The sequence below is a fragment of the Lactococcus sp. SK2-659 genome (genome assembly GCF_020218185.2).
Taxonomy (GTDB): Bacteria; Bacillota; Bacilli; order Lactobacillales; family Streptococcaceae; genus Lactococcus; species Lactococcus lactis.
Window position 1 is genome coordinate 1,114,959 of sequence record NZ_JAIWQZ020000001.1, and the last position, 23,245, is coordinate 1,138,203.

At 34.8% G+C, this 23,245-nt stretch carries 18 protein-coding genes and 1 pseudogene; 3 read left to right on the forward strand and 16 right to left on the reverse strand.

What is annotated here, in order from left to right:
* Nucleotides 1-198: 198 nt before the first annotated feature.
* The 16 genes and pseudogenes from LDP15_RS05245 to mnmA form a co-directional block, all read right to left on the reverse strand.
* Nucleotides 199-1,701, reverse strand: coding sequence for an ABC transporter permease/substrate-binding protein (locus tag LDP15_RS05245; RefSeq protein ID WP_015426150.1), 1,503 nt, complete (start codon nucleotides 1,699-1,701; stop codon nucleotides 199-201).
* A complete protein-coding gene (locus LDP15_RS05250; RefSeq protein WP_015426149.1) occupies nucleotides 1,698-2,615 on the reverse strand; it encodes an ABC transporter ATP-binding protein in 918 nt (305 codons plus the stop codon). The genes LDP15_RS05245 and LDP15_RS05250 overlap by 4 nt, the downstream gene beginning before the upstream one ends.
* 125 nt (nucleotides 2,616-2,740) lie before the next feature.
* Nucleotides 2,741-4,048, reverse strand: coding sequence for an NAD(P)/FAD-dependent oxidoreductase (locus LDP15_RS05255; protein WP_015426148.1), 1,308 nt, complete (start codon nucleotides 4,046-4,048; stop codon nucleotides 2,741-2,743).
* 137 nt (nucleotides 4,049-4,185) lie between these two features.
* Nucleotides 4,186-4,614, reverse strand: coding sequence for a Spx/MgsR family RNA polymerase-binding regulatory protein (locus tag LDP15_RS05260; RefSeq protein WP_010905585.1), 429 nt, complete (start codon nucleotides 4,612-4,614; stop codon nucleotides 4,186-4,188).
* Nucleotides 4,615-4,774: 160 nt separating this feature from the next.
* Entirely contained in the window at nucleotides 4,775-5,878 is a 1,104-nt protein-coding gene (gene alr / locus LDP15_RS05265) for an alanine racemase (RefSeq protein ID WP_003132601.1), read from the reverse strand.
* 44 nt (nucleotides 5,879-5,922) lie between these two features.
* Entirely contained in the window at nucleotides 5,923-6,282 is a 360-nt protein-coding gene (gene acpS, locus LDP15_RS05270) for a holo-ACP synthase (RefSeq protein ID WP_021468491.1), read from the reverse strand.
* Nucleotides 6,283-6,384: 102 nt separating this feature from the next.
* On the reverse strand, nucleotides 6,385-7,803 hold the full coding sequence (gene pepV, locus LDP15_RS05275) for a dipeptidase PepV (RefSeq protein WP_015426145.1): 1,419 nt from the start codon (nucleotides 7,801-7,803) through the stop codon (nucleotides 6,385-6,387).
* A 65-nt stretch (nucleotides 7,804-7,868) separates the two neighbouring features.
* Complete coding sequence (gene mutY / locus LDP15_RS05280) at nucleotides 7,869-9,032, reverse strand: A/G-specific adenine glycosylase (RefSeq protein ID WP_015426144.1); 1,164 nt, start codon at nucleotides 9,030-9,032, stop codon at nucleotides 7,869-7,871.
* A gap of 234 nt (nucleotides 9,033-9,266) precedes the next feature.
* Nucleotides 9,267-11,201, reverse strand: a pseudogene (gene uvrC / locus LDP15_RS05285) (excinuclease ABC subunit UvrC); the annotation flags it as partial.
* Between the two features lie 94 nt (nucleotides 11,202-11,295).
* Entirely contained in the window at nucleotides 11,296-12,009 is a 714-nt protein-coding gene (gene pnuC / locus LDP15_RS05290) for a nicotinamide riboside transporter PnuC (RefSeq protein WP_012897492.1), read from the reverse strand.
* 128 nt (nucleotides 12,010-12,137) lie between these two features.
* Nucleotides 12,138-12,854, reverse strand: coding sequence for a nucleoside phosphorylase (locus tag LDP15_RS05295; RefSeq protein WP_015426142.1), 717 nt, complete (start codon nucleotides 12,852-12,854; stop codon nucleotides 12,138-12,140).
* A 139-nt stretch (nucleotides 12,855-12,993) separates the two neighbouring features.
* On the reverse strand, nucleotides 12,994-14,145 hold the full coding sequence (locus LDP15_RS05300; protein ID WP_015426141.1) for a cell wall metabolism sensor histidine kinase WalK: 1,152 nt from the start codon (nucleotides 14,143-14,145) through the stop codon (nucleotides 12,994-12,996).
* A gap of 145 nt (nucleotides 14,146-14,290) precedes the next feature.
* A complete protein-coding gene (locus LDP15_RS05305; protein ID WP_042230203.1) occupies nucleotides 14,291-14,953 on the reverse strand; it encodes a response regulator transcription factor in 663 nt (220 codons plus the stop codon).
* A gap of 128 nt (nucleotides 14,954-15,081) precedes the next feature.
* Entirely contained in the window at nucleotides 15,082-16,533 is a 1,452-nt protein-coding gene (locus tag LDP15_RS05310) for an SSURE domain-containing protein (RefSeq protein ID WP_136122541.1), read from the reverse strand.
* A gap of 175 nt (nucleotides 16,534-16,708) precedes the next feature.
* Nucleotides 16,709-17,935 (reverse strand): 30S ribosomal protein S1, encoded by a 1,227-nt coding sequence (gene rpsA / locus LDP15_RS05315; RefSeq protein ID WP_003132594.1) that lies wholly within the window; start codon nucleotides 17,933-17,935, stop codon nucleotides 16,709-16,711.
* A 209-nt stretch (nucleotides 17,936-18,144) separates the two neighbouring features.
* The gene (mnmA, locus tag LDP15_RS05320; RefSeq protein ID WP_003132592.1) at nucleotides 18,145-19,275 is read right to left on the reverse strand and encodes a tRNA 2-thiouridine(34) synthase MnmA; all 1,131 of its coding nucleotides are present in this window, start codon (nucleotides 19,273-19,275) and stop codon (nucleotides 18,145-18,147) included.
* A 275-nt stretch (nucleotides 19,276-19,550) separates the two neighbouring features.
* Here mnmA and LDP15_RS05325 point away from each other — a divergent pair, with 275 nt between their 5' ends.
* The 3 genes from LDP15_RS05325 to LDP15_RS05335 all read left to right on the forward strand — a co-directional run bounded on the left by LDP15_RS05325 (nucleotide 19,551) and on the right by LDP15_RS05335 (nucleotide 23,191).
* Entirely contained in the window at nucleotides 19,551-20,336 is a 786-nt protein-coding gene (locus tag LDP15_RS05325) for a DUF4931 domain-containing protein (RefSeq protein WP_010905582.1), read from the forward strand.
* Between the two features lie 70 nt (nucleotides 20,337-20,406).
* Entirely contained in the window at nucleotides 20,407-23,058 is a 2,652-nt protein-coding gene (locus LDP15_RS05330) for a YfhO family protein (protein WP_015426138.1), read from the forward strand.
* Complete coding sequence (locus LDP15_RS05335; RefSeq protein WP_003132587.1) at nucleotides 23,048-23,191, forward strand: hypothetical protein; 144 nt, start codon at nucleotides 23,048-23,050, stop codon at nucleotides 23,189-23,191. Before LDP15_RS05330 ends, LDP15_RS05335 begins: the two co-directional genes overlap by 11 nt.
* The last annotated feature ends 54 nt before the right edge of the window (nucleotides 23,192-23,245 follow it).

Consider the following 23,245-nt stretch of genomic DNA (forward strand, 5'->3'; position numbering starts at 1 on the left):
AGAAACTTTGGTAAAAATAAAGTAATCATTTTAACTTAATTTAAAAACAAGACTTTTAGAATACAAAAAAGCCCACCAAAAGTGGTAGGCTGCTCTTTCACTAAAGCACCAAAACATCATATTCTTGCACTTTTACACGCGCTTTTAGATTTTCTTATCATCTAAAGCAAAAAAGCCATTATAAAATGACTTTTTCTTTTAAATCAATCCTTTAGATTTTAAATATCTTTCTGCTACTTTCGCAGCATCTTCTTGTTTGACATTAACATCATAATTCATCTCAATCATCTCTTGGTCAGTAATTTTTCCTGACAGTTTATTGAGAATCTTTTTGAGTTCAGGATATTTTTTTAATAAACTTTCTTTCATCAATGGTGCTGCTTGGTAAGGTGGGAAAAGATTTTTATCATCTTTCAGGACAGTCAGATTATATTGCTTGATTTGACTATCAGTAGAATAAACCTCAGCGACATTCACAGCACCAGAATTTAGTGCTTTATAAATTAAACTATTTTGCATGGTTTTGACATTTAAATCAAGACCATAAAGCTTTCTCAAACCAATATTTCCATCTGAACGATTAGCAAACTCAACGTCAAAGCCTGCAGTTAAACCTGAAACATTCGCTAAATCAGAAATTTTGGTGAGCTGATGCTCTTTAGCAAAATCAGATTTGACGGCAATTGCATATGTATCTTGAAATTTCATTGGAGACAGATATGTAAATTGATTAAGTTTTTTTATTCCTTCTTCTGCCTTTTGCCAAACGACATTAGGATCAGTTGAACTCACTGGGTCTTTCAAAAATGTTGAAGTAATGGTTCCTGTGAATTCAGGATATAAATCAATTTTTCCTGCTTTCAAGGCATTGTATAAGAAAGTCGTATCGCCAAAATTAGATTTTAAGTTCACGCGAATATTACTATCTTTTTCAATCATTAGTTTATACATGTTAATCAAAACATCAGGTTCTGCTCCCAATTTACCAGCAATTGTAATTTGTGGATGATTAGAAGTTTGAGGTCGATAATAAGAGCCTCCAAGAACGAGTAAGCCAATGAAAAAACTGATGAGAATTGTTTTTATCTTGGCTTTTTCTAAAAATTTTAAAAGACTACTGAAAATAATCGCTAAAAGTGCTGATGAAATTGCTCCAATTAAAATCAATGAAACATCATTCATATTGATTCCGAGCAGAATAAAGTTCCCTAAGCCTCCAGCACCAATCAAAGCAGCTAGTGTTGCGGTACCAATGACCATAACTGTACTCGTCCGAATTCCTGCCATGATAAAGGGCATCGCTAATGAGAGCTCAAATTTCATCAATCGTTCTCTTCGATTCATCCCAAATGCTGTTGCAGCTTCGATTAAAGAAGGTTCAATTTGCTCTAAACCAGTATAAGTATTTTGAACAATAGGGAAAATCGCATAAACAACAAGAGCGACAATTGCTGGTAAACTTCCGATTCCGATGAATGGAATCAAGAGTCCTAGCAGTGCCAAACTAGGTATAGTTTGAAAAATTCCAGTGACTTGCAAAACTGGTTCAGCAATTTTGGGAAGACGTCGTAACAATAAAGCTAAAGGAATCGAAATCAGAATTGCAATAAAAATTGAAATTAATGAAATCTGGATATGTTCTAAAAGCGCCTGCCAAAATTGGCCTTGCTGGCTTTGAAAAGTTGAAATTAGCTGATTCATTTGTCACCTCCTGCGATATAGCAGATAATATCATCTGAGGAAATTGACTTGCCCTTGTATTTTAAAACTTCCTTATCAGAAAGACGATTAATTATTTCCGAAATAGCTGTATTATCAGCGACTTCTTGCGCTTCTGGATTTACTGACAGCTCTGTCAGTAATAAATTTTCAACAGAAACCGTTGATAAATTCTGACGGTATTCTTTAAAAAATGTTTTAACGAAATCATTTGCCGGATGTTGATAGATATCTGCTGGTTCAGCAATTTGTTGGATTAATCCATCATTCATTACAGCGACTCTGTCAGCTAAATAGAGCGCTTCATCTAAGTCATGTGTCACAAAGACCACTGTTAAATTCATTTTTTTCTGTAAGTCTTTGATAAATATTTGTAACTGACGTCGTGAAATTGGGTCAAGTGCTGAAAAAGGTTCATCCATTAAGACAATTTGGGGATTTGCGGCAATGGCTCGTAAAATTCCTACCCTCTGTTGCTCACCACCTGATAATTCACTAGGTTGGCGCTGAGCGTAATCTTTAGGATTCAAACCAACTAAATCAAGTAGCTCATTGGTTCTGTCAGCAATTTTTGCTTTATCCCACCCCTTCATTTCAGGAATTAAAGCAATATTTTCTGAGACAGTCAAATTAGGAAAGAGAGCAATTTGCTGCAGCACATAGCCCACAGATAAGCGCAATTTTCGTAAATTTGCCGTTGATATTTCTTCATTATTGATTAATATTTTTCCCTCACTGTGAGTGACTAATTGATTAATCATTTTTAAAGTGGTCGTTTTCCCACTTCCACTCGGCCCCACTAACACAAAAAACTCTTGGTCTTTAATTGTAAAATTAGCATGATCAAGAATTTTTTTGTTAGCAAAAGCCTTGGACACATTCTGGAATTCAATCATGAATGTCCTCATTTCTATCAGTAAAATTTACTGACAGCTTGAAAATAAAGTCTGTCAGTAAAAAATTTATTCTGCCGTAACTTATTGTTTCTACTATTATAATGTCGGTAGTAATTTATTTTCTGTCAGTAAAAATATTCTAAGTCACTAGCCACTGTTGGATAAGTGAAAATCATTTTTTCAACATCCGCCAAAGTCATTTTTTGTTGAATTAAAATATTAATTAAATTAATCACTTCATCAGCCACTGAACTTACCGTTGATGCCCCCACGATTTCTAGCTTTTCATTGAGTGCAACTTTTAATTTTGCCAAGGGGTCATTAATTCTTTTATAAGTATACCAAGAACTTAAATCTAAAGTCTTAGTATGAATCCCCTCACCTGCCAAATGGCCAACCTCAGCCAGTTTTGCCGTTCCAAAAATGATTGTAGGAATTGCTGGATAAGCAATTTTTTGCGGTTCATCCTTAACTAAATTTTCACCTAAATAAGCTCCTTCAAAAGAAGAAACAGGCGTCAAATGAGGTTGATTTTTAGAAAGTACATCTCCCATCGCATAAATTTTAGAATTGCTTGTTTGTAAATATTCGTTTACCTTGATGCCTTTAGCATCCGTTTCGACACCTACTTTTTCTAAATTTAGCTTATCACTATTTGGCTGACGGCCTACTCCCGCAATCACTAAATCTGTTTTATGTTCAAAATCAGTCCCGTCAGTCAGTAAAAATCCGTCAGCAACTTTTTCGACTTTATCTACAGAAATATCCTCGATGAATTTAATACCTTGAGCTTTAAGGTAATTAATAAATTCTTGCCCCATTTCTTCATCAAAATGAGCAGCTTTCGCTTTTTTACGTGAAATAATAGTAACATCGCTTCCAGCCGCTTTAGCAATTTGAGCCAGTTCTAATGAAATTGGCCCACTCCCTAAAAAGCTGATTTGAGCGGGAAATTCTTCAAGCGCTAAAAAATCATTACTTGTTTTTAAAAATTCTTTTCCAGCAATATCTAAAAGACGTGGACGGCTTCCTGTTGCGATAATGTAAGTTTTAGCTTGATAAGTTTTCCCTTCAACTTCAAGCTCTCCTTGGTCATTAAAAGCGGCACTGCCATATATTGTTTCTATCCCAGCATTTTTCAAACCAGCAAAAGTTGATTTTTCATAAGGGTCAGTAATATTTAGTTTACGACTTTTCAGCCCTTTCCAATCAATGTTTAATTCACCAGAAATACCCTGCCCTTTTAACTGTTCGACACGACTTTTGGCTTCGACAACTGCCATCATCATTTTTGTTGGGTCACAACCATAGTTTGGACAAGTTCCTCCCCATTTATCATTCTCAATAATTCCGATTTTGTTATCTTTAGTTTTTAAACGATAAGCTAATCCTAGTCCACCAGGTCCGGCACCAATAATAATATAATCAAACATTCTTTAGCCTCCTAATTATTAATAAATCTTTAAAATGTACTCATGATACAACACTTTAGCTTAATTCTACTTTTTTTCTCTAAAATAATAAACTATTTTGCTTTATATAGAAAAAATTCAGTAGCCTAACTACTGAATTATCCTTCATGAAATTGTTCTTCAATGTCCAAATTATAAGAAGCTTCTGTTGCGACTTTAATTTGAATCTCTCTCTTTTTTCTTGGTAAAAATTTTCTAATTTCATCATCATTGTAACCAACTTGTAGTCGCTTATGATCGACAATTAAAGGTCGACGTAAGAGCGTTGGATTTTCTTCAATTATTTGAATCAAATCATTTAATTTAATCGTTTCAAAATCAATATTTAATCGTTGATAAGCTTGACTTCTTCTAGAAATGATATCTCCAGTCCCTTCCTCAGTCAATGCTAAAATTTCTAATATATCTTCCTTACAAATTCGACTCGTAACCAAATTTATTTCTTGGTAAGCAAGATTTTGTTTCTCCAACCATTCTTTTGCTTTTTTACAAGAGCTACAAGATGCTACTGTGTATATTTTTATCATAGTGTTCACCTCATTTTTTTCTTACGGCTTTCTCATTTATATCTTAATTATATTTTACCATAAAAAGACAATTTGTAAAGGGTATCATGAGGAAAAGATTAGGGATTAATTTATTTTTAACCCAAATGAAAAAAACTGCAAAAATACAGTTTCTTTCATTTTATTTATAAATTCGTTTGATTCTATCAGAAAGCAAGCAAAGCACTTCATAATTTATCGTTCCACGCCAATCAGCAACATCTGTCGTCGTGATTTCATTAGTCTTATCACGACCGATCAAGGTAACTTTTGTTCCTAGAGGGTAAGATTTATCAAGTTTTATCATCATTTGATCCATACAAACTCGACCAACAATCTCACAAAATTCTCCATTTACCAACACTTTGAAGCCTTGCATTTGACGAGTCCAACCATCAGCATAACCAATTGGAACAGTTCCAATCCATGTTTCTTCACTTGTTTCATAAGTTGCACCGTAACCAACTGTTTCGCCTGCGGCTATTTTTTTAATATGAGTCAATTCAGAAACTAAAGAGAGAGCAGGTTCGATTTCAAAAGGAAGTTCCAAAGTTTTACCACTTGGATTCAAGCCATACATTGAAATACCTAAGCGTTCAATAGCTTGAACCTGTTCCTTATGCCATAATGCGGCGGCCGTATTAGTTGAGTGAACAAATTTTGGTTTACGTGATAAGCCAGCCATAATTTTGTTAAATCTTGCCTGTTGATCTTTAAATTTTGTATCATCAGCCATATCGGCGGTCGCAAAGTGAGTGAAAATTCCTTCAAAATTAATCGCATATTTATCAGCAAGTTCAATCATCTGATTCGCTTCTTCAACATCCCGAATCCCAATCCGACCCATACCAGAATCTACACCAATATGAATTTTTAAATCTGAAAGTTCTGCTTCTTCTTGAACAACCAATTTTAACCATTCTAAACTTGGGGCAGTAAGGCTAATATTAAGAGCAGCTGCAATATCAACATCTTCCGGAACAATTCCTGATAAAACTAAAATTGGTTTAGTTACCAAATGATTCCGTAATTCAATTGCCTCATCAAGGTTTGATACACAAAAACCGCCTACCAAATCGCTCACTGCTTTAGAAACCTCAACCGAGCCATGACCATAAGCATCTGCTTTCACTGCTGGCCAAATTTCCGCATTAGGGTGAATATGCTTTTTAAATTTTTCAATATTATTTCTAATCGCCTTTAAGTCAACAATGGCTGACGTATTGCGATGTGGAGAAGTTTTCATCTTTTAAACCTTCCTCTAGTTTAAGCAAAAATTTTTATTACTTCTTAATTCTTTTCCAAAACAACAAAAGCAACAGCTTCTAAATTACTATGCGAGATAGATAAATGAACCTGTCCATCAAAAGGATGTTTAGTAAAATAGGGTTTTCCTAATTCATCATTTTTGATTTCAAGGTCATGCATGCCCAAAGCCTTACCAAATCCCGTACCGTAAGCTTTAGAAAAAGCTTCTTTTGCTGCCCAACGTCCCGCAAGAAATTCAGTTTTACGAGCGGTAGATTGAAAACTATTATATTTTTCTAACTCCACTGCCGTAAGAACCTGTTCCACAAAACGTTCAGAACGTGTCAGTGCTTTTTGAATTCGAGAAAGCTCTACATTATCAACACCTGTTCCAAAAACCATTTTTCCACCTCTATTTATGGAATAAAAGGTTAAAATCTGGCAAATTATGCCAGATTTTTAAACCCTTAAAAGTTTAGTCACTAAACTCTTTAATTTTATAAATTACTTTGTAAGTTCATAAATTGCTTCAGCATAAATTACTGCCGCTTTATAAATATTTTCAACAGGTTTCATTTCATTAGCTTGGTGCATTGAATCAGGCTCCCCTTCAAACATCGCACCATAAGCAACACCACGTTCTAAAAGACGACCAAAAGTTCCACCACCAATGATTGTTTCATAACCTTTGAGGCCTGTGTGTTTTTCATAAACATCAATCAATGTTGATACAAGTGGGTCTGACATTGGAACATAATGTGGAACATGAAGATGTTTTGAAAGTTCAACTTCAACAACACCATCAAGTTTAGCAAGAATTTCTTGCATACGTTCTGGACTATTTCCTTGTGGGAAACGGAAGTTAAGCGCGATTTTACCTTCAGAATTCTCATCAAATGACCAAACACCAGCGTTCATTGAAGTATTACCCATTAATTCATCAACATAAGCTGTTCCCAATTTTTCACCTTCATGGTCTTCAAGAAGTTTTTCAGCTCCAACTTTAATGAAAGCAGCAGCACCATCAGCAAAATTAAATTGGTTCAAGAATAAAGTAAGGTAAGTTGCTCCATTTACACCTTTTTCTGGCATCGCACCATGTGCTGATTTACCATAAAGTGTAATTGTCGCTTTTCCAGCACTTTCTTCAAGGTCAAAACGAAGATTTTTGCTTGCATGTTCAGCTACGAATTTTTCAAGTGCAGCTTGTAAATCTTTAGCACCTGAAATTACTGCAGTTGCAGATTCTGGAACCATATTTTCGGCAAGACCAGCTTTAAAACTGTGAAGAACAACTTCTCCAGCATTTTTACCTGCAAAATGGAGATATTCTGTAATATTTCCTTTTTCACCATTGATAATTGGGAATTCAGCATCAGGTGAGAAACCAAAGTCAGGCAATGGCAATTCACAATGTTCAAAATAGTAATCCATATCTGCCCAACCAGTTTCTTCGTTTGTTCCAACGATAAAACGGATTTTTTTGCTTAATGGAAGATTGAGTTCTTTCAAGATTTTAAGGGCATAGTAACATGCAACAGTTGGACCTTTATCATCAGATGCTCCACGAGCATAAAGATTTCCATTACGAATTTCTGGTTCAAATGGATTTGAGTCCCAACCAGAACCTGCAGGAACAACGTCTAAGTGACCGATAATTCCAAGAACTTCTGCATCATCGCTTGCACCATTTTCGTATTCAAAATGTCCAACATAATTATCATAATTTTTAGTTGTATAACCATCACGTTCAGCAATCTTCAAGAATGCATCCAATGCTTTTCTTGGACCAGGACCAAATGGATTTTCAGCATCTGCATGTTCCATATCCATTGCAGAATCAATGCGCAAAAGGCTAAATAAATCTTCCATCAAAGCGTCTTTACGCTTTTCAACTTCGGCTTTAAAATCAATAGTTGTCATAATCTTCTCCTTGAAGTAGTATATTTATCTATTATACCAAAAATTTGGTTTCGATGGTTACTCCACTATTTTAGCAGATCAATTTTCTTATTCTTCTTATCTAAAATCTCAAACATCTTCACTTGTGGCCCAGCAAGTGGAATTTGTGAACGACTTACTTTTGGTTGGCCATTTTCTGTCAGTACTTTTGAATCAAAATGAACCCACATTTTGTCTTCTGATAATAATTCGTCAGCAACTTCAAAAGTCTCTTCTGGTTTTAATTTAATGATTGCCAAATGCCATTTTTGATGAGAAAAAATGTGAGTAAAATTAGCTACATATTCCATTTTTGAAATACTTTCCGGAAGTTCTGGAATGACAATATTTTTACTGACAGAGCCGTCAGTAACCATTTTTTCAAAATCTGCTGCTGGTAATTCTGTCAGTGGAAATGTCCACATGTCTGCTAACAAGCCTTTTGATGGACGCTTTTCTAAATAATATTCTCCTAATGAATTTTCTAAGGCAAAGGCTGTAAAATACAAATCTTTTTGTTTTATCTTTTTTGTTTTTACTGGATAATTTAATTGTTTTCCTGACGCTGCTGCTGCACAATAGTTTAGTAAGGGACAAACTTCACATTTTGGACTCTTTGGGCTACAAACTAAAGAACCTAAATCCATCAACGCCTGATTGAAATCACCTGGTCTTTTTTTACTGATGAGCTTTCTTAGGTAGCCATCAAAAATTTTCCTTGAACTGCTTTTAGAAATATCACAATCTAATTCAAACAGCCTGCTGGTCACGCGCATTAGATTTCCATCAATTGCAGGCTCAGCGAGTCCAAAAGAAATTGAAGCAATTGCAGCGGCTGTATAAGGTCCAATTCCTTTTAATGATAATATATCGGCTAGATTGTCAGGAAATTTTCCATCATATTTATCAACAACTTCTTGCGCTGCGATTTTTAGATTACGAGCGCGAGAATAATAGCCCAAGCCTTCCCAAAGTTTTAGCAGTTCAGCATCATCAGCTTGAGCTAAAGTCTCAATCGTCGGATATTTTTTCATGAAACGTTCATAATATGGCATGACAGTTTCAACCTGTGTTTGTTGGGACATGATTTCTGAAATCCATATTTTGTAAGGTTCAGTTGTTTTTCGCCAAGGGAGTGGCTTTTTATTATCATCATACCAAGAAAGTAAATCTTGCTGAAATTCCTTTATTTGATTCTTAGACCAGTCCATCGATTCTCCAATTACTTTCTTAATTCCTAGTTTGTCAGTAAATATTTACTGACAAATTTGCAATAACTACTTTATTTTACTGACAGAATTTCTGTCAGTAATTTTTTGTTTTTTCAAGAATCAAAAGAACTGACAGATTTACTGACAATTCTTTTGATTACTTTATTTTTTACCTTCTAAAAGAGGAACAATATCCTTGAGTGATTCCCAATTTTCATTTTCTTGAATTGGTCCAGACAAAGTTGTTTTCACACGTTCTGCTACTTCATAAGGAATGCCAGCTTCTGCCACTTCTTGTACACTTGCCTCTTCAATTGCTTTCAAATTTTTGAAAGTTGTCAGTAACTTTTGTTTTCGTTTTGGACCAAGTCCAACAATACCGTCCAATTTACTTGAAAATGTATTTTTACCACGTAGTTGTCTATGGAATGTAATCGCAAAACGGTGAACCTCATCTTGAATTCTTGTCAGCAAAAAGAATTCTTGAGATTGTCTTGACAAGGGAACCACGTCTAAAGGGTCACCAAAAAGTAATTCTGACGTTTGGTGCTTATCATTTTTTTGCATCCCAGCAACCGGAATCGATAGCCCAAGCTCTTTTAAAACTTGCTTGGCAATGTTAACTTGACCAGCTCCACCATCCATTGCAATCAAATCAGGAAGAGCTGTTTCTTCTTTTAAAGCTCGTGAATAACGTCTCGTCATCACCTCGCGCATTGAAGCATAGTCATCAGCACCAACCACTGTTTTAATTTTATATTTCCGATAATCTTTTTTTGAAGGTTTTCCATCAATAAAAACAACCATTGCAGATACTGGTGAAGTCCCCATAATATTTGAATTATCAAAAGACTCAATTCTTACAGGTTTTGGTATTCCCAAAATTTTACCCAAGTTTTCAACTGCTTTAGTCGTTTTCAAAATATCACGCTCAGCCACATCAAATTTCAATTGCAATTGACTTTGAGCATTCTTAGTTGCCATATTAACCAATTGCTTTTTCTCACCACGACTTGGTTGAACAATCTGTGTTTTAGCTAAAAGTGATGATAAACGTTTTTCGGCTGATAATTCTTTATCAAGTTTAACAATTGATTGCTCAACATCTTTTTGATCAGAAAATTTAAGCGTCTTGGCCGTAAAAACTTTTGCATCGACTTCTTTAGCTTGAGCTTTAGTTAATAAATTTCCCTCTTGGCTAGCTGCAACTACTGCTTCCACAGATTCCTTATCGATGTCTTGCGGAATAAAAATTTCCCTTGGCATCATATGATTATTATCTTGATAGAATTGTCCAATGTAAGTTAAAAAATCCTCTTCAGCATCATTGTAGTAAGGAAACATATTCACATCACGCTGAATCAATTTTCCTTGGCGCACAAAAAATACTTGGACACACATCCAGCCTTTATCAACATAATATCCAAAAACATCGCGGTCTTTCAAATCTTGATTCATCACCCGTTGTTTTGTTCTTAAAGTTCCAATTGCCTTAATCACATCCCGATACTCAGCAGCTTGCTCAAATTCCATATTATCAGAAGAAATCATCATTTTTGCTTCAAGTTCTTTAACAATTTTTTTATCAGAACCTGTCAGAAATTCCTTCACTTCTTGAGTCATATCCTTATAAACTTGAGGATCAACATGATTAACTACTGGACATAAGCACTGATGAATATGAAAATAGAAACATACTTTTTTCTCGTGTAAGCCACATTTTCTAAATGGAAAAATTCGGTCTAAAAGGCGTTTAACTTCATTGGCAGCTTTGACATCTGGATAAGGTCCAAAATAAGTCGCACCATCTTTTTGAACTTTACGGACGACCAACAAACGAGGATATTTTTCATTTGTTATTTTTAGGAAAGGATAATATTTATCATCCTTAAGCATAATATTATATTTAGGCTTATAACGTTGAATGAGATTGATTTCCAAAACTAAGGATTCAATATTTGAACCTACAACAATCCATTCCAAATCTTCAATTTCAGAAACTAGTAATTCTGTCTTGGTATTATGAGAACCATGAAAATAAGAGCGCACTCGATTTTTAAGATTCTTTGCCTTTCCGACATAAATAACTGTCCCATTTTTATCTTTATGTAAATAACAGCCAGGACTATCTGGTAATAGTTCTAACTTTGCTTTTATCGTTTGATTCATATTGTTTATTATAGCAAAAAAATGTAGGAGCTGCTCTTCTTTTGGACGTTTATAAAACAAAAAATGACCCATTTACTTGAGTCATTTTCACTTGTTATTTAGTTCCACCTTCATTATCAGCTTCACCACTTGCCCAAACTCGATTAGCGTAGATTGCATTGAAGAGCAGGGCTCCTTGTAAGGCAACTTGCGATAAATACATTCCTAACTGCCCTTGGGTATTTACTCCCATAATAAATTGTACCGTTAAAATTGTCCAATAAATTACTGCTGCCGTGTTAACCACAATCCACAGCGACCAATTTTCTTTATATTTCAAAATATACAATACTTGTGCAATGAGTGGAATAATTAAATTTAGAGCATCAAAATAAGGAAGTTGCCCATTTAATAAGGCATCTATGCCCCAAACGACCAACCAAGCAATAAAAGCACCTAGAAAAATTAGACGACGAGTTTTTGGTCTAAATTCATGGATAGCATCATCCTGTCCCCAAAAAAACCAGCCCACAGGTTGAGATAAGACATAAAAAATTCCCATAACAAAACTCATCCATGAGTGAGTCTGATAAGCAATTAAAGTCATCGCTAAGGTCTGAACTAAACCAAATGCAAAATTAATTTTACGACCTTTCATCCCATAAATGAGACAAAGTACACCAAATACACCAGATATCATTCCAATGAAAGAATCAGGGGCAATGATATAGACAATCACTTGTAAGAACAATAAAATTAAGATATATGTGATTTCAAATTTCTTCCAATTTGCAAAAAGTTGCTTAAAAAGCCAAGAATCTTTTGTCATTTTTTCTCCTTTTTATCCTAACGCTTAAATGCAGTCAAGAATATCGCTTACCGCTTTATTAATTTAAAATATGATGGTAATTTCAGTTCTATTTTTCAACTCTAATCAATTTACAAGTAATATTTATATTAGCGATTTAAAACTTCTAGAGCAATCTCAATTGTCCGAAGCTCACCTTTATTAACTTTATCATTTCCTGAAACTAAATCATTGACTCCCGCTTGTAAATCTCCTCCGTAAGCAACAACATTATTCAAAATAGATAAAGTTTCTATTCCTCGTAAACGTCCGACTGTAAACAATGCACCAGATTCCATATCTTCGCCCACAATTCCAAATTTAGACCAATATGCTTGAGTTTCTTCATGATTATCCATATAAAAACCGTCATGAGAACGAATAATTCCATAAATAGCATCGGGAGCAATTTCTTTTGCTTTATTTAACAAATCAGTAGATGGAACTGCTGGATATTGTTCGGGTACATACATTTTTGTCAAACCGTCATCTCGTACTGCTCCTTCTCCAATAATTGGACTTCCTAAATCGATCCCTAACTGCAAAGCACCCGCAGAACCTACTCTGATAATTCTCTTAACTCCAATATTATGAAGCTCTTCAATCGCAATAGCAGCTGACGGTGCACCTACACCTGTTGACAAAACTAATAGTTCCTTACCTTTATAAGTTCCACAGATTGAGCGAAATTCTCGATTGTATTTTAAATTTTTTACATCGGTCAAAAATTTTGCGACCTGATCTATTCGAGCTGGATCACCGACAATAATTGCATCAAGTCTAGCATCATTTTTCTTTAATTGAATATGCGCTTGTCCTTCTTCCATTTTTTTATCCCTCTATTTATTTAAAAAGTTGAACCTTATCTATAAAACAATTAAATTATACCAAATATTCCGAACAATTTAAAGTCGACTTGACTGACTTTATGTACAAAAAAAGATCTAAATAGACCTTTTTAAATCATTAGCTAACTCCACTTTCATCTTCAAAATTAATATGAAAGATTGAACCTTCTGGAAGATTGTCAGTAATGAAAATTTTAGCTTTTATTATTTCTGCATATTGTTGAGCTATTGCTAAGCCAATACCATTTCCAGTATGGCTTCCCCTTGATTTATCTACTTGATAAAAACGATTGAAGACTTTTGTTTTTTCACTATCAGTAATCCCAACTCCTTCATCAATAATTTGAATTTCTTTTTTATTATATTTAATAAAAACTCTTGTTCTATCTGGCGAATATTTTATTGCATTTTCAATTAAAATGGTCAAAATTTCTCGAAGAGCAAATTTACTCGTTTTAATGTATAGCTCTCCACCTCCTTCAATATCTATCTCGTTAGACGAATCAAATTCAAAAGTGGCCTTAACTTCTAAGAGTAAACTCTCAATTGTGAAAATCTCTTCTTGATAATCAATCTGTCCATTTCTTGATAAAGTTAAAAAATCTTCTATTAGTTTTTTCAGTCTCTCCGATTCTTTTTCCAAATAATCCAGTGCATTTTCAACAATTTCTGGATGCTCAACTCTTCTTCTTTTGAGCAATGAAATATAGCCAGAAATTGCCATTACAGGTGTTCTTAATTCATGGGATAAATTTGTCGTAAATTCTTTTTCAGATTCAATTTTCTCTTGTAATCTTTCAACTAAGTCATTAAAATTTATTGCAAGTTCTCTTATTTCCATTGGTGAATCAGGAACTTCCAATAAATTATTATTCTGACTTGCCTCAAAAGCCAATTTTTGAATTGGCCCATTTATTTTCTTGGAATAATGACGTATTAGTAGTAAACCAATCAAATAATTTAAAAGTAGAATAACAAAGGCACTTGTCAATAAGGTTTCACCTTCTTCAAATATATCCTGAAGAGAAAGCCAAATTTCATAGGTGATTCCTTTTTCTTTTTTATAAACAGTATCATATAATTTTCCATTTGATACCGTAATTTTACCAAAATGAAAAGTCCGATTTTCTAAAAAACTATCAGTTCCTTTGCTCATTATTGTTTTTTTCGATTCTGAACTTACACGAATAAAATTATCTTCCTCATGGAAGCCACTTATATCTTGAAAGTTCATGTCACTAAGGTCCGAAACATTTTTCATTCCTGTCATAATAGCACTTGTCTCTCTATCACTTACTTGAAACAAGCTATAAGTAATAAAGGTCAACCCACTAAACGTTAATAATAAAAGAAAGATGCGCTGAAAAATTCTTCTAATTAATAATTCATTTGTATATATTTTCTTTTTTTTATTATTATTTATTTTTTTTAAGTCTATATCCTAAACCTCTTATTGTTTCTATCATATTTTTATCTAATTTTTTTCGTAAATAGCGTATGTAAGTATCCACAGTATTTAGCTGACCACCAAAGTTCATTCCCCAAACTTCATCAAGGATATCATCCCTTGAGATAATCTCCCCCTGATGTTCAAATAAAAAAAGTAATAGAGCAAACTCTCTCTGGCTTAAATTAATCGGTTTTCCACCATATTTAACAATATGTTCACTCTGACTAAGAGAAATCTCACCATAAGCATATTGCGTTGGTTGTGTATGTTTTCTAAAAATCACTCGCAACCGAGCCATGAGCTCCTCAATGCTAAAGGGTTTTGTTAAGTAATCATCAGCCCCTGCATCCAAACCTGCAACTTTATCTCCCACATAGTCTCTCGCAGTTACAAATATTACTGGAACTTCTTTATTAATTTTTTTCATACGTCGTAAAACTTCAAGACCATCAAGTTTTGGAATCATCCAGTCAAGTATAACCAGATCCAATTGTTCTTGTTCAAAAATTTTTAATCCTGAAATTCCATCAGCTGCAGTGTTAATTTCATATCCTTCAAAGGAAAGTTCAGTCTTTAATAAATTAGAGAGACTTTCTTCATCTTCAATTATTAGTATTCGTTGTTCCATATTCACAGTATATCAAAAAATATTAAAAAATATCAATTTTCTGACATTACATTTCATCTTCATAGCATAAAAGACTTAAAAAATATTTTTAAGTCTTTTCCTAAAACTAAACAAGTCTATATCTTAAACTATTTTGTCGCATAAAATGCAATTCCTTCTGATTTCCAACCCGCTTTAACCAAACTATCTCGTTCATAGGAACTCATCGTCAAGAAATGGGCTCCCAGTTTTGCATTAGGATTGTAGAGACGATAAACTGGTTTTCCACTATTTGAATCAGAATAGAAAGCAACTCCTTCTGATTTCCAACCGTTTTGATGCACTAGGCTATTCATTTCATATGCTGATTCCGTATAAAGGTGTTCACCTGAGTTTGGATTATAAACTCTATATACATTATTGCCAGATTTTGGTGCTTTCCAAGCTACTCCTTCTCCTAACCAACCACTGTTCATTGTGTTGAGTGAGTTATACTCATAATTACTTGTGGTATAGAGATGCTCTCCACTCACTTTATTGTACAAACGATAGACAGATTGACTAGAAATCGTGCTTTGTTGTTTAGTTAAGTTTACATGTATCATTTTTGTAGCAACTGTTTTGCTTGTATTCGCCGTGCCTGAAGCATTGGCTGCATAAATTTTAACCGTTGCATCATAACTCTTTGTTCCATTTGCACGTAATAAATCAAGTAAATTTTGACCTGTTGCTCCATTTGTACCGGCTAAATCAACTTCATAGAAATATTTTCCAGATTCAAGACCTGAAATTGGTGATAGGGCAGGATTTTTTGCTGTTCCATTATCCGACCATGGTGCTTTACTTGCGGAATTAAGTAAGAGACGAGTCAACATTCCGTCCCCTCCAAAAGCTTCAAAAGGAATAACCTGATTTACTCCTGCTGTAAATGGACCTGGCACTTTTGCATTGGTTAATTCTGATGCCGATACTGTAGTTGTAGTATTAATATTATCAGTCAAACCAGTCAAATTAACTTGTACCATTTTTGTAGCAACCGTTTTACTTGTGTCTGCCGTTCCTGAAGTATTAGCGGCATAAACTTTGACTGTTGCTTCATAACTCTTTGTTCCATTAGCACGTAATACATCAAGTAAATTTTGGCCTGTTGCCCCATTTGTACCGGCTAAATCAACTTCATAGAAATATTTTCCAGATTCAAGTCCTGAAATTGGCGATAAAGCTGCATTTTTAGCTGTTCCATTGTCCGACCATGGTGCTTTACTTGCGGAATTAAGTAAGAGACGAGTCAACATTCCGTCCCCTCCAAAAGCTTCAAAAGGAATAACCTGATTTACTCCAGCTGTAAATGGACCTGGAGCTGTTGCATTAGCCAATTGTGCTGCAGTAACAGTAGTTGTGGCATTAATATTTGCTTGAAGTCCTGCGGTTATCTCTGAAGTTGAAGTCATCTGACTACCTTGCGTTCCTGTTGTATCAGCCAGAACTTTTATTTGATTGGCTGATATCCCTGAACTCAGGAGTAAAGTTCCCAAGACTAATGATGAATAAAGCCATGTTTTACCAGACTTCCATGTCCGGAATGAATTTTTTGTTTTCATATTGTAGTTCTCCTTTACTTTTACATACTTATTATAAAAAAAGTTTTCCAAGAGAACTACTCATTTTTATGTTAGATTTCTGTGAATTTCCCATTTATCTCAAATGATTAATCTGATACATTTCTAAACAAAAAAAGACCCAGCGGGTCTTTTAGAGGATATTTTTGAATTTTTCTTACAAATCGTTAATATCGAAGTCTTCCCCGAGGAAATCAGCAAGTGAGAAGCCTTCTTGTGTTTCAGGCAAATCGTATGAAGGTTTAGCTGCTTTACGTGGTGCGCGTGGTTTGCGATCACGTTTTTCACCGTCGTTGTCGTTGTTACGAGCTGGACGAGCTGGAGCTTCTTCAAGCGCTTTGATTGAAAGTGAGATACGTTCTTCAGCAGGTTTCACGTCAAGAACTTTTACGTTCACAACTTGACCAACTTTAAGAACATCTTTTGGATTTTCAACACGTTCCCATGAAATTTGTGAAACGTGAACAAGTCCTTCAACACCTGGATAAAGTTCAACAAAGGCACCGAAGTCTGTCAAACGTTTAACAGTTCCTTCAACAGTTGATCCAACTGGTGCTTTTTCTTCAACTTGTTCCCATGGTCCAGGTTGTGTAGCTTTAAGTGAAAGTGAAAGACGTCCAGCTTCTGGGTCGAGTTTCAAAATCTTAACGTTAACAACATCGCCAGGTTTTACTGCGTCTGATGGACGTTTGATACGGCTATGTGAAAGTTCAGAAACGTGAACCAATCCGTCAATACCACCAAGGTCAACGAATGCACCGAAGTTAGTTACGCGTGAAACTGTACCTTCAACGATATCGCCTTCTTGAAGTTGTGCAAAAGCTTCTTTACGCATTTCGATTGCTTCAGCTTCAACAACTGCACGACGGCTAAGGATGAAGCGGTTTTCTGAAGCGTTAACTTCGATAATTTTAGCTTCGATTTCTTCGCCAACAAATTTCTTAGTATCTTTAACAAAGTAAGTGTCAATCATAGATGCAGGGATAAATCCACGAACACCGTTATAGTCTACTGAAAGTCCGCCTTTAACGTCTTTAGTAACTTTAACTGTTACGATTTCGCCTTCTTTGCCTTCCAATTGAGTCCAAGCTTTACGAGCTTCAAGACGTTTCAATGAAAGGAGATATACGTTTGCACCTTCGGCTTCTTTACCAACGATTTGTTTGATAACAAGCAAATCAAGAACATCTCCAGGTTTAACGAATGTATTGATATCAGCATCTTTATCGTTAGTGATTTCGCGAAGTGTAAGGACACCCTCAACACCAGTTCCTACGATGGCAACAGTTGCTTGCCCGTTTTCAACTGAAAGGATTTCACCCTTAACGACGTCACGTACTTTAACGTCTTCAACGCTGTTTAATAATGTTTCAAATTCGTTCATTTGTAAAAAAAATTCCTCCAACAATTTGGCTGGTACACAGCCTTACAAAACATTATACCATAAAAAATCGCTTAGGGAAAGCATTTTTCTCGATTTATATTAAAAAGTTATAAGTATTTTATTATGTACAGAAATATTATCAACAAGTTATGAAAACCGTTTCTTTTTTTGTTCAAAAAAACCTGTCAAAACTTTGACAGGTCAATATTTTATTGATATTGCATTACTTTTTGTGCTTTGTAGGCTACGTCAATCATCGCACCACCAAGACATTCTTCTCCATCATAGAAAACAACAGCTTGTCCGGGAGTAATTGCTCGAACAGGTTCGTCGAAATCAACGGTTACTTTATCACCGTTAACATGAATAGTTACTCCTGTATCTTCTTGGCGATAACGGAATTTTGCTGTACAGTGAAGGTCAAAAGTTTCTGGCATTTCTCTGGTAAAGCTCAAATCGCTTGCGTCAAGACTTGTTGAATAAAGGTGTTCATGATGGAAACCTTGTCCAACATAAAGGGTATTAGTAGTTAAGTCTTTACCAACAACAAACCATGGGTCACTTGTTAATTGGCCGTGTTGTCCACCGATACCAAGACCACCACGTTGACCGATTGTATAATACATCAAACCGGCGTGATTTCCCATTTCGATACCGTCAAGTGTCATCATTTTACCTGGTTGAGCTGGTAAATATTCTCCAAGGAACTTTTTGAAATTCTTTTCACCAATGAAGCAGATTCCTGTTGAATCTTTCTTCTTAGCAGTTGCAAGTCCTGCTTTTTCAGCAATCTTACGTACTTCAGGCTTTTCCAAATGTCCCAATGGGAACATTGTTTTCTTGAGTTGTTCTTGGGTCAATTGACTTAAGAAATAAGTTTGGTCTTTGTTGTTGTCCGCGCCACGTAACATATGAACGATACCATTTTCATCTGTACGAACTTGGGCATAATGACCTGTTGCGACGTAGTCTGCTCCTAATTCCATAGCATAATCTAGGAAAGCTTTAAATTTAATTTCCTTATTACACATGACATCAGGATTTGGGGTACGTCCAGCGCGATATTCAGCGAGGAAGTATTCAAAAACACGGTCCCAGTATTCTTTTTCAAAATTGACTGAGTAATAAGGAACGCCAATTTGATCAGCTACTGCAGCTACATCTTTGTAGTCTTCAGTGGCTGTACAGACACCATTTTCGTCGGTATCATCCCAGTTTTTCATGAAGACGCCAATAACATCATAACCTTGTTCTTTAAGAAGCAAAGCTGTGACTGAGCTATCGACACCACCGGACATTCCGACAACGACACGTGTTTGTGCTGGACTCTTACCAGACATAAGTTGAGTATTTGTGTTATCCATTAATTTTTCACCATCTCTTTCTATTTTGATTTTGAAAAGAAATAAAATTGCTGACGAAAAAAACTAGACGATTTCGTCAGTAAATTTTTTCTTTTCAAGTTAGACAAAATATCAGTTGAAGGCTGACTTTTGTAAATGTTGCAGTTGAAGGCTGAACATTAATAGGTAACTGGAATATTATAACACATTGCCTAAGTAAAAACTAGCCTTTGAATAAAAAAAGTAGTCAAAAAAAGTGGTATAATGTCATAATGATTAAACATAGTGAAAATCCTTTAGTTTTCAATACAGCTATTGGAACAAAAAAACGTAATGAAACAGTCGTACCTAAGGAAGTTCTTTGTCCTTTTTGTGATGTGGAAAATCTAACAGGTATTTTAAAAACTTCTGACCATAAAATTTGGTTAAAAAATAAATTTCCAACACTCAAAAATTCAATGATGACTGTGATTATTGAGTCTGATGAACATTTAGGTGATATTTCTACTTATGGTGTGGAAGAAAATCGTGAGGTTTTTTCTTTTGCTTTTGAATGTTGGGATGAAATGATTCAATCTGGCAAATATCAATCCGTTTTGATGTTCAAAAATTTCGGTCCTCGCTCCGGTGGAACATTGCGCCACCCTCATTTGCAAGTCGTTGGCTTAGAAGAAACTGACGGCTATGCTCAAATTGCAAAAGAAAATTTTGAAGGAGTCGAAATCAAAAAAAATGGTCTGACTGTCACTTTGTCTACTCGACCTATTATGGGCTTTGTGGAATTTAATGTTATTATTTCTGAACTTGAAAATGTTGAAAAATTGGCTGACAATGTTCATGGGATTACCTCTTATTTAATGACAGACTATATGAATGGGCGTTGTGATTCTTATAATCTCTTTTTCCATCATTTCGATGATAAATATATTTGTAAAATTGTTCCTCGCTTTATTACTTCTCCTTATTTTATTGGTTATAAAATCCCGCAAGTCAATGGAATTGAAGCATTAGAAGAAATTGCTGACGAGATTAGAAATCGTTTAGATAAAAAGTACTGACAGGCTTGTCAGTATTTTTTTAATACACTTAATATAAGTTTGATTTTTGTATCTTTGGTATAATAGAAATATGAAATTTATCAAGAAAAATAAATGGGCACTTCTTGCAAGTTTTTTTATTCCATTATTATTAATGGTTATCGTTCTTGCAATGACTGGGATTTATTGGGGGAGTTCACGGTCAATTTTGGCTGGGGATGCATATCATCAGTATGTCGCCATTCATTCTCTCTATCGTAATATTTTACATTCGGGCGGTTCTTCTGGTTTCTTATATACTTTTACCAGTGGTCTCGGCCTCAATCTTTATGCTTTTTCGGCTTACTACATGGGAAGTTTTCTCATGCCCCTTACATTTTTCTTTGATGTAAAATCAATGCCTGATGCTTTATATTTACTGACCATACTAAAATTTGGCTTGATTGGTCTATCAGCATTTGTCAGTTTCAAAAACATGTATCAAAAACTTTCTAAATTGATTGTTTTGTCAATAAGTACAGCTTTCGCACTGATGAGTTTTTTAACCTCACAGCTTGAAATTACGATGTGGTTAGATGTTTTCATTCTCTTGCCTCTAATTATTTGGGGACTTCATCGCTTAATGGATGAACGAAAACGCTGGCTTTATTTCGTTAGTTTATTGATTCTATTTATCCAAAATTATTATTTTGGCTTTATGGTGGCTATTTTCTTAGTGCTCTATTTCTTGGCACGGATGACTTACGAAAAATGGTCTTGGACAAAAGTGCTTGATTTTGTGGTTTCTTCTGCTTTAGCTGGTCTGTCCAGCCTAATCATGCTCTTACCCATGTATCTTGATTTGAAGTCTAATAATTCCGATGCTCTTTCAACTTTGTCAGGTGTCTTTACAGAAAATTCTCATCTTTTTGACCTTTTCGCTAAGAATTTTGTTGGCACTTATGATACTACTCAATTCAATGCCATTCCAATGATTTATGTTGGAATGATGCCTTCAGCTTTGGCTATTCTCTTCTTTTTCACTAAAAGTATTCGTCTCAGAAGTAAATTTGCCTTTCTAGGAATCATTGCTTTCTTTGTTGCTTCATTTTATCTTCAAGCTTTAGATTTACTATGGCAAGGGATGCATTCACCAAATATGTTCTTGCACCGCTATGCTTTCTTATTTAGTTTGTTTCTTGTTTTAATGGCTTTAGAAACTCTATCTCGCTGGGAGGAAATAAAGACTTGGCATATTTTGACTATTAGTCTTTTTCTAATTACAGGTTTTCTTGCTACTTTAATTTTTGGACACTATAAATATGTAATGACTTCTCAAGTTATGTTGACTTTCTTGTTTGGTCTTGCTTATTTAATCTTGTCTATTAATTCTGTTAGGAAATGGATTTCAGCTCATCTATTTGTTATTATCCTCTTTGTTTTCATGACTGTTGAAGCTGGTGTTAATGCCCTTTATCAGGTTCAAGGAATACAAAAAGAGTGGAATTTTGCCAGTCGTGATTACTATAATACCCAAGTGAATTCTATAGAACCGATTGCCAAAAAGGTGAATGAGCTTACTGGTTCTGGTTTTGCCAGAATGGATAACACTGTTCCTGATACAGCAAATGATGGCATGAAGTACAATTTTAATGCACTTTCCCAATTTTCATCTGTTCGTAACAGCAACGCCAGTTCAATCATGCGTCAATTAGGATTTCACACTGACAGTACTTATTTGAATTTACGTTATCCTGGGAATACATTACTGATGGATTCGATTTTTGGAATTAAATATAATATAAGCCAAGCTCAACCTCCAAAATTTGGATTTTCACCAGTTTCCAATGCTCTCAGTAATTTGAGCAAAAACTCAAATGCGATGGGTCTTGGTGTCTTCGTTCCCAATGGATTTGAAGATGCTAAATTCACTGATAAAGCTCAAGCTAGCAGCTTTATTAATAATCAAACAGCTTTAGTTAACGCTTTGACAAAATCGAAAACTACATTCTTTACTCCATTTTACACGACCAGTGAAGAAACTGCTGATAAAATCACGGGTGCTGGCAATTCTGTTACTCTGACTCGTCCAAAAACTTCTACAGCTACTGATGTTTCAGTTACCTACGGAATTACCGTGGCGGCAAATAGTCAAATTTATTTATCTGTTCCCAATATTACTTATCTAAATAGTAATGCTGAGAATACATTGATTACTATTTCTGATGTTTCCAATCCAAAAATGACACGTTCTCTCAATAGTTATTACGTTGGTACAAATGATACTGGCTCCTTCTTGAATTTAGGAAGTTTCAGTAAGGAAACTAAGCTAAAAGTGACCTTAGCATTTCCTGAAAATTCACAAGTTACTTTTGATACCACTTCATTCTGGCGTCTGGACACTACAGCTTACCAAAAAGAAATGGCTCTTCTACAATCTCGTAGTCCTAAAACAGAAATGATTAAAAACGGGGTTCGCATGACTTATACGGAAAAAGAAAAGGGCGATATTTTCTTGACAATTCCTTATGATAAAGGCTGGTCAGCAAAAGTTGATGGAAAAAAAGTGGCTGTCAGTAAAGCTCAATCTGGTTTTATGAAAGTTAGCGTTCCTACTGGCAGTCATCGTCTTGAACTAAAATTCTTCCCTAATGGACTAAAAGAAGGAATCATTTGCTTTATTTTAGGAATTCTGTTATTTATTGGTTACAACTATTTTACTAATAAACCTAAAAAATCTGGAGGAACAAAAAATGAAAGCTAAATCAATTATCCCCTTTACGCTCGGAATCCTAGTTGCTGTCAGCATCCCTGTTTCCTATTCTTTAAAGACCAAACATTTTGAAGTCAATTTCAAAAAAGGTGGCTTGCTTGACCCAGAATTGTATAAAAAATAAGGCAGATTGTCTTTAAAAAATTCTATCAGTAAATTCTAAACAAAAAAACGTTGA

Bases quoted from the DNA above. Each gene is read 5' to 3' on its own strand.
- alr (WP_003132601.1), bottom strand. From the start codon at position 5,878: ATGAAAACTTCTCCACATCGCAATACGTCAGCCATTGTTGACTTAAAG.
- mnmA (WP_003132592.1), bottom strand. From the start codon at position 19,275: ATGTCTGGTAAGAGTCCAGCACAAACACGTGTCGTTGTCGGAATGTCC.
- acpS (WP_021468491.1), bottom strand. From the start codon at position 6,282: ATGGTTTTTGGAACAGGTGTTGATAATGTAGAGCTTTCTCGAATTCAA.
- pepV (WP_015426145.1), bottom strand. From the start codon at position 7,803: ATGACAACTATTGATTTTAAAGCCGAAGTTGAAAAGCGTAAAGACGCT.
- LDP15_RS05245 (WP_015426150.1), bottom strand. From the start codon at position 1,701: ATGAATCAGCTAATTTCAACTTTTCAAAGCCAGCAAGGCCAATTTTGG.
- LDP15_RS05335 (WP_003132587.1), top strand. From the start codon at position 23,048: ATGAAAGCTAAATCAATTATCCCCTTTACGCTCGGAATCCTAGTTGCT.
- LDP15_RS05330 (WP_015426138.1), top strand. From the start codon at position 20,407: ATGAAATTTATCAAGAAAAATAAATGGGCACTTCTTGCAAGTTTTTTT.
- LDP15_RS05305 (WP_042230203.1), bottom strand. From the start codon at position 14,953: ATGGAACAACGAATACTAATAATTGAAGATGAAGAAAGTCTCTCTAAT.
- LDP15_RS05295 (WP_015426142.1), bottom strand. From the start codon at position 12,854: ATGGAAGAAGGACAAGCGCATATTCAATTAAAGAAAAATGATGCTAGA.
- mutY (WP_015426144.1), bottom strand. From the start codon at position 9,032: ATGGACTGGTCTAAGAATCAAATAAAGGAATTTCAGCAAGATTTACTT.
- LDP15_RS05325 (WP_010905582.1), top strand. From the start codon at position 19,551: ATGATTAAACATAGTGAAAATCCTTTAGTTTTCAATACAGCTATTGGA.
- LDP15_RS05300 (WP_015426141.1), bottom strand. From the start codon at position 14,145: ATGACAGGAATGAAAAATGTTTCGGACCTTAGTGACATGAACTTTCAA.
- LDP15_RS05310 (WP_136122541.1), bottom strand. From the start codon at position 16,533: ATGAAAACAAAAAATTCATTCCGGACATGGAAGTCTGGTAAAACATGG.
- LDP15_RS05260 (WP_010905585.1), bottom strand. From the start codon at position 4,614: ATGATAAAAATATACACAGTAGCATCTTGTAGCTCTTGTAAAAAAGCA.
- pnuC (WP_012897492.1), bottom strand. From the start codon at position 12,009: ATGACAAAAGATTCTTGGCTTTTTAAGCAACTTTTTGCAAATTGGAAG.
- LDP15_RS05250 (WP_015426149.1), bottom strand. From the start codon at position 2,615: ATGATTGAATTCCAGAATGTGTCCAAGGCTTTTGCTAACAAAAAAATT.
- rpsA (WP_003132594.1), bottom strand. From the start codon at position 17,935: ATGAACGAATTTGAAACATTATTAAACAGCGTTGAAGACGTTAAAGTA.
- LDP15_RS05255 (WP_015426148.1), bottom strand. From the start codon at position 4,048: ATGTTTGATTATATTATTATTGGTGCCGGACCTGGTGGACTAGGATTA.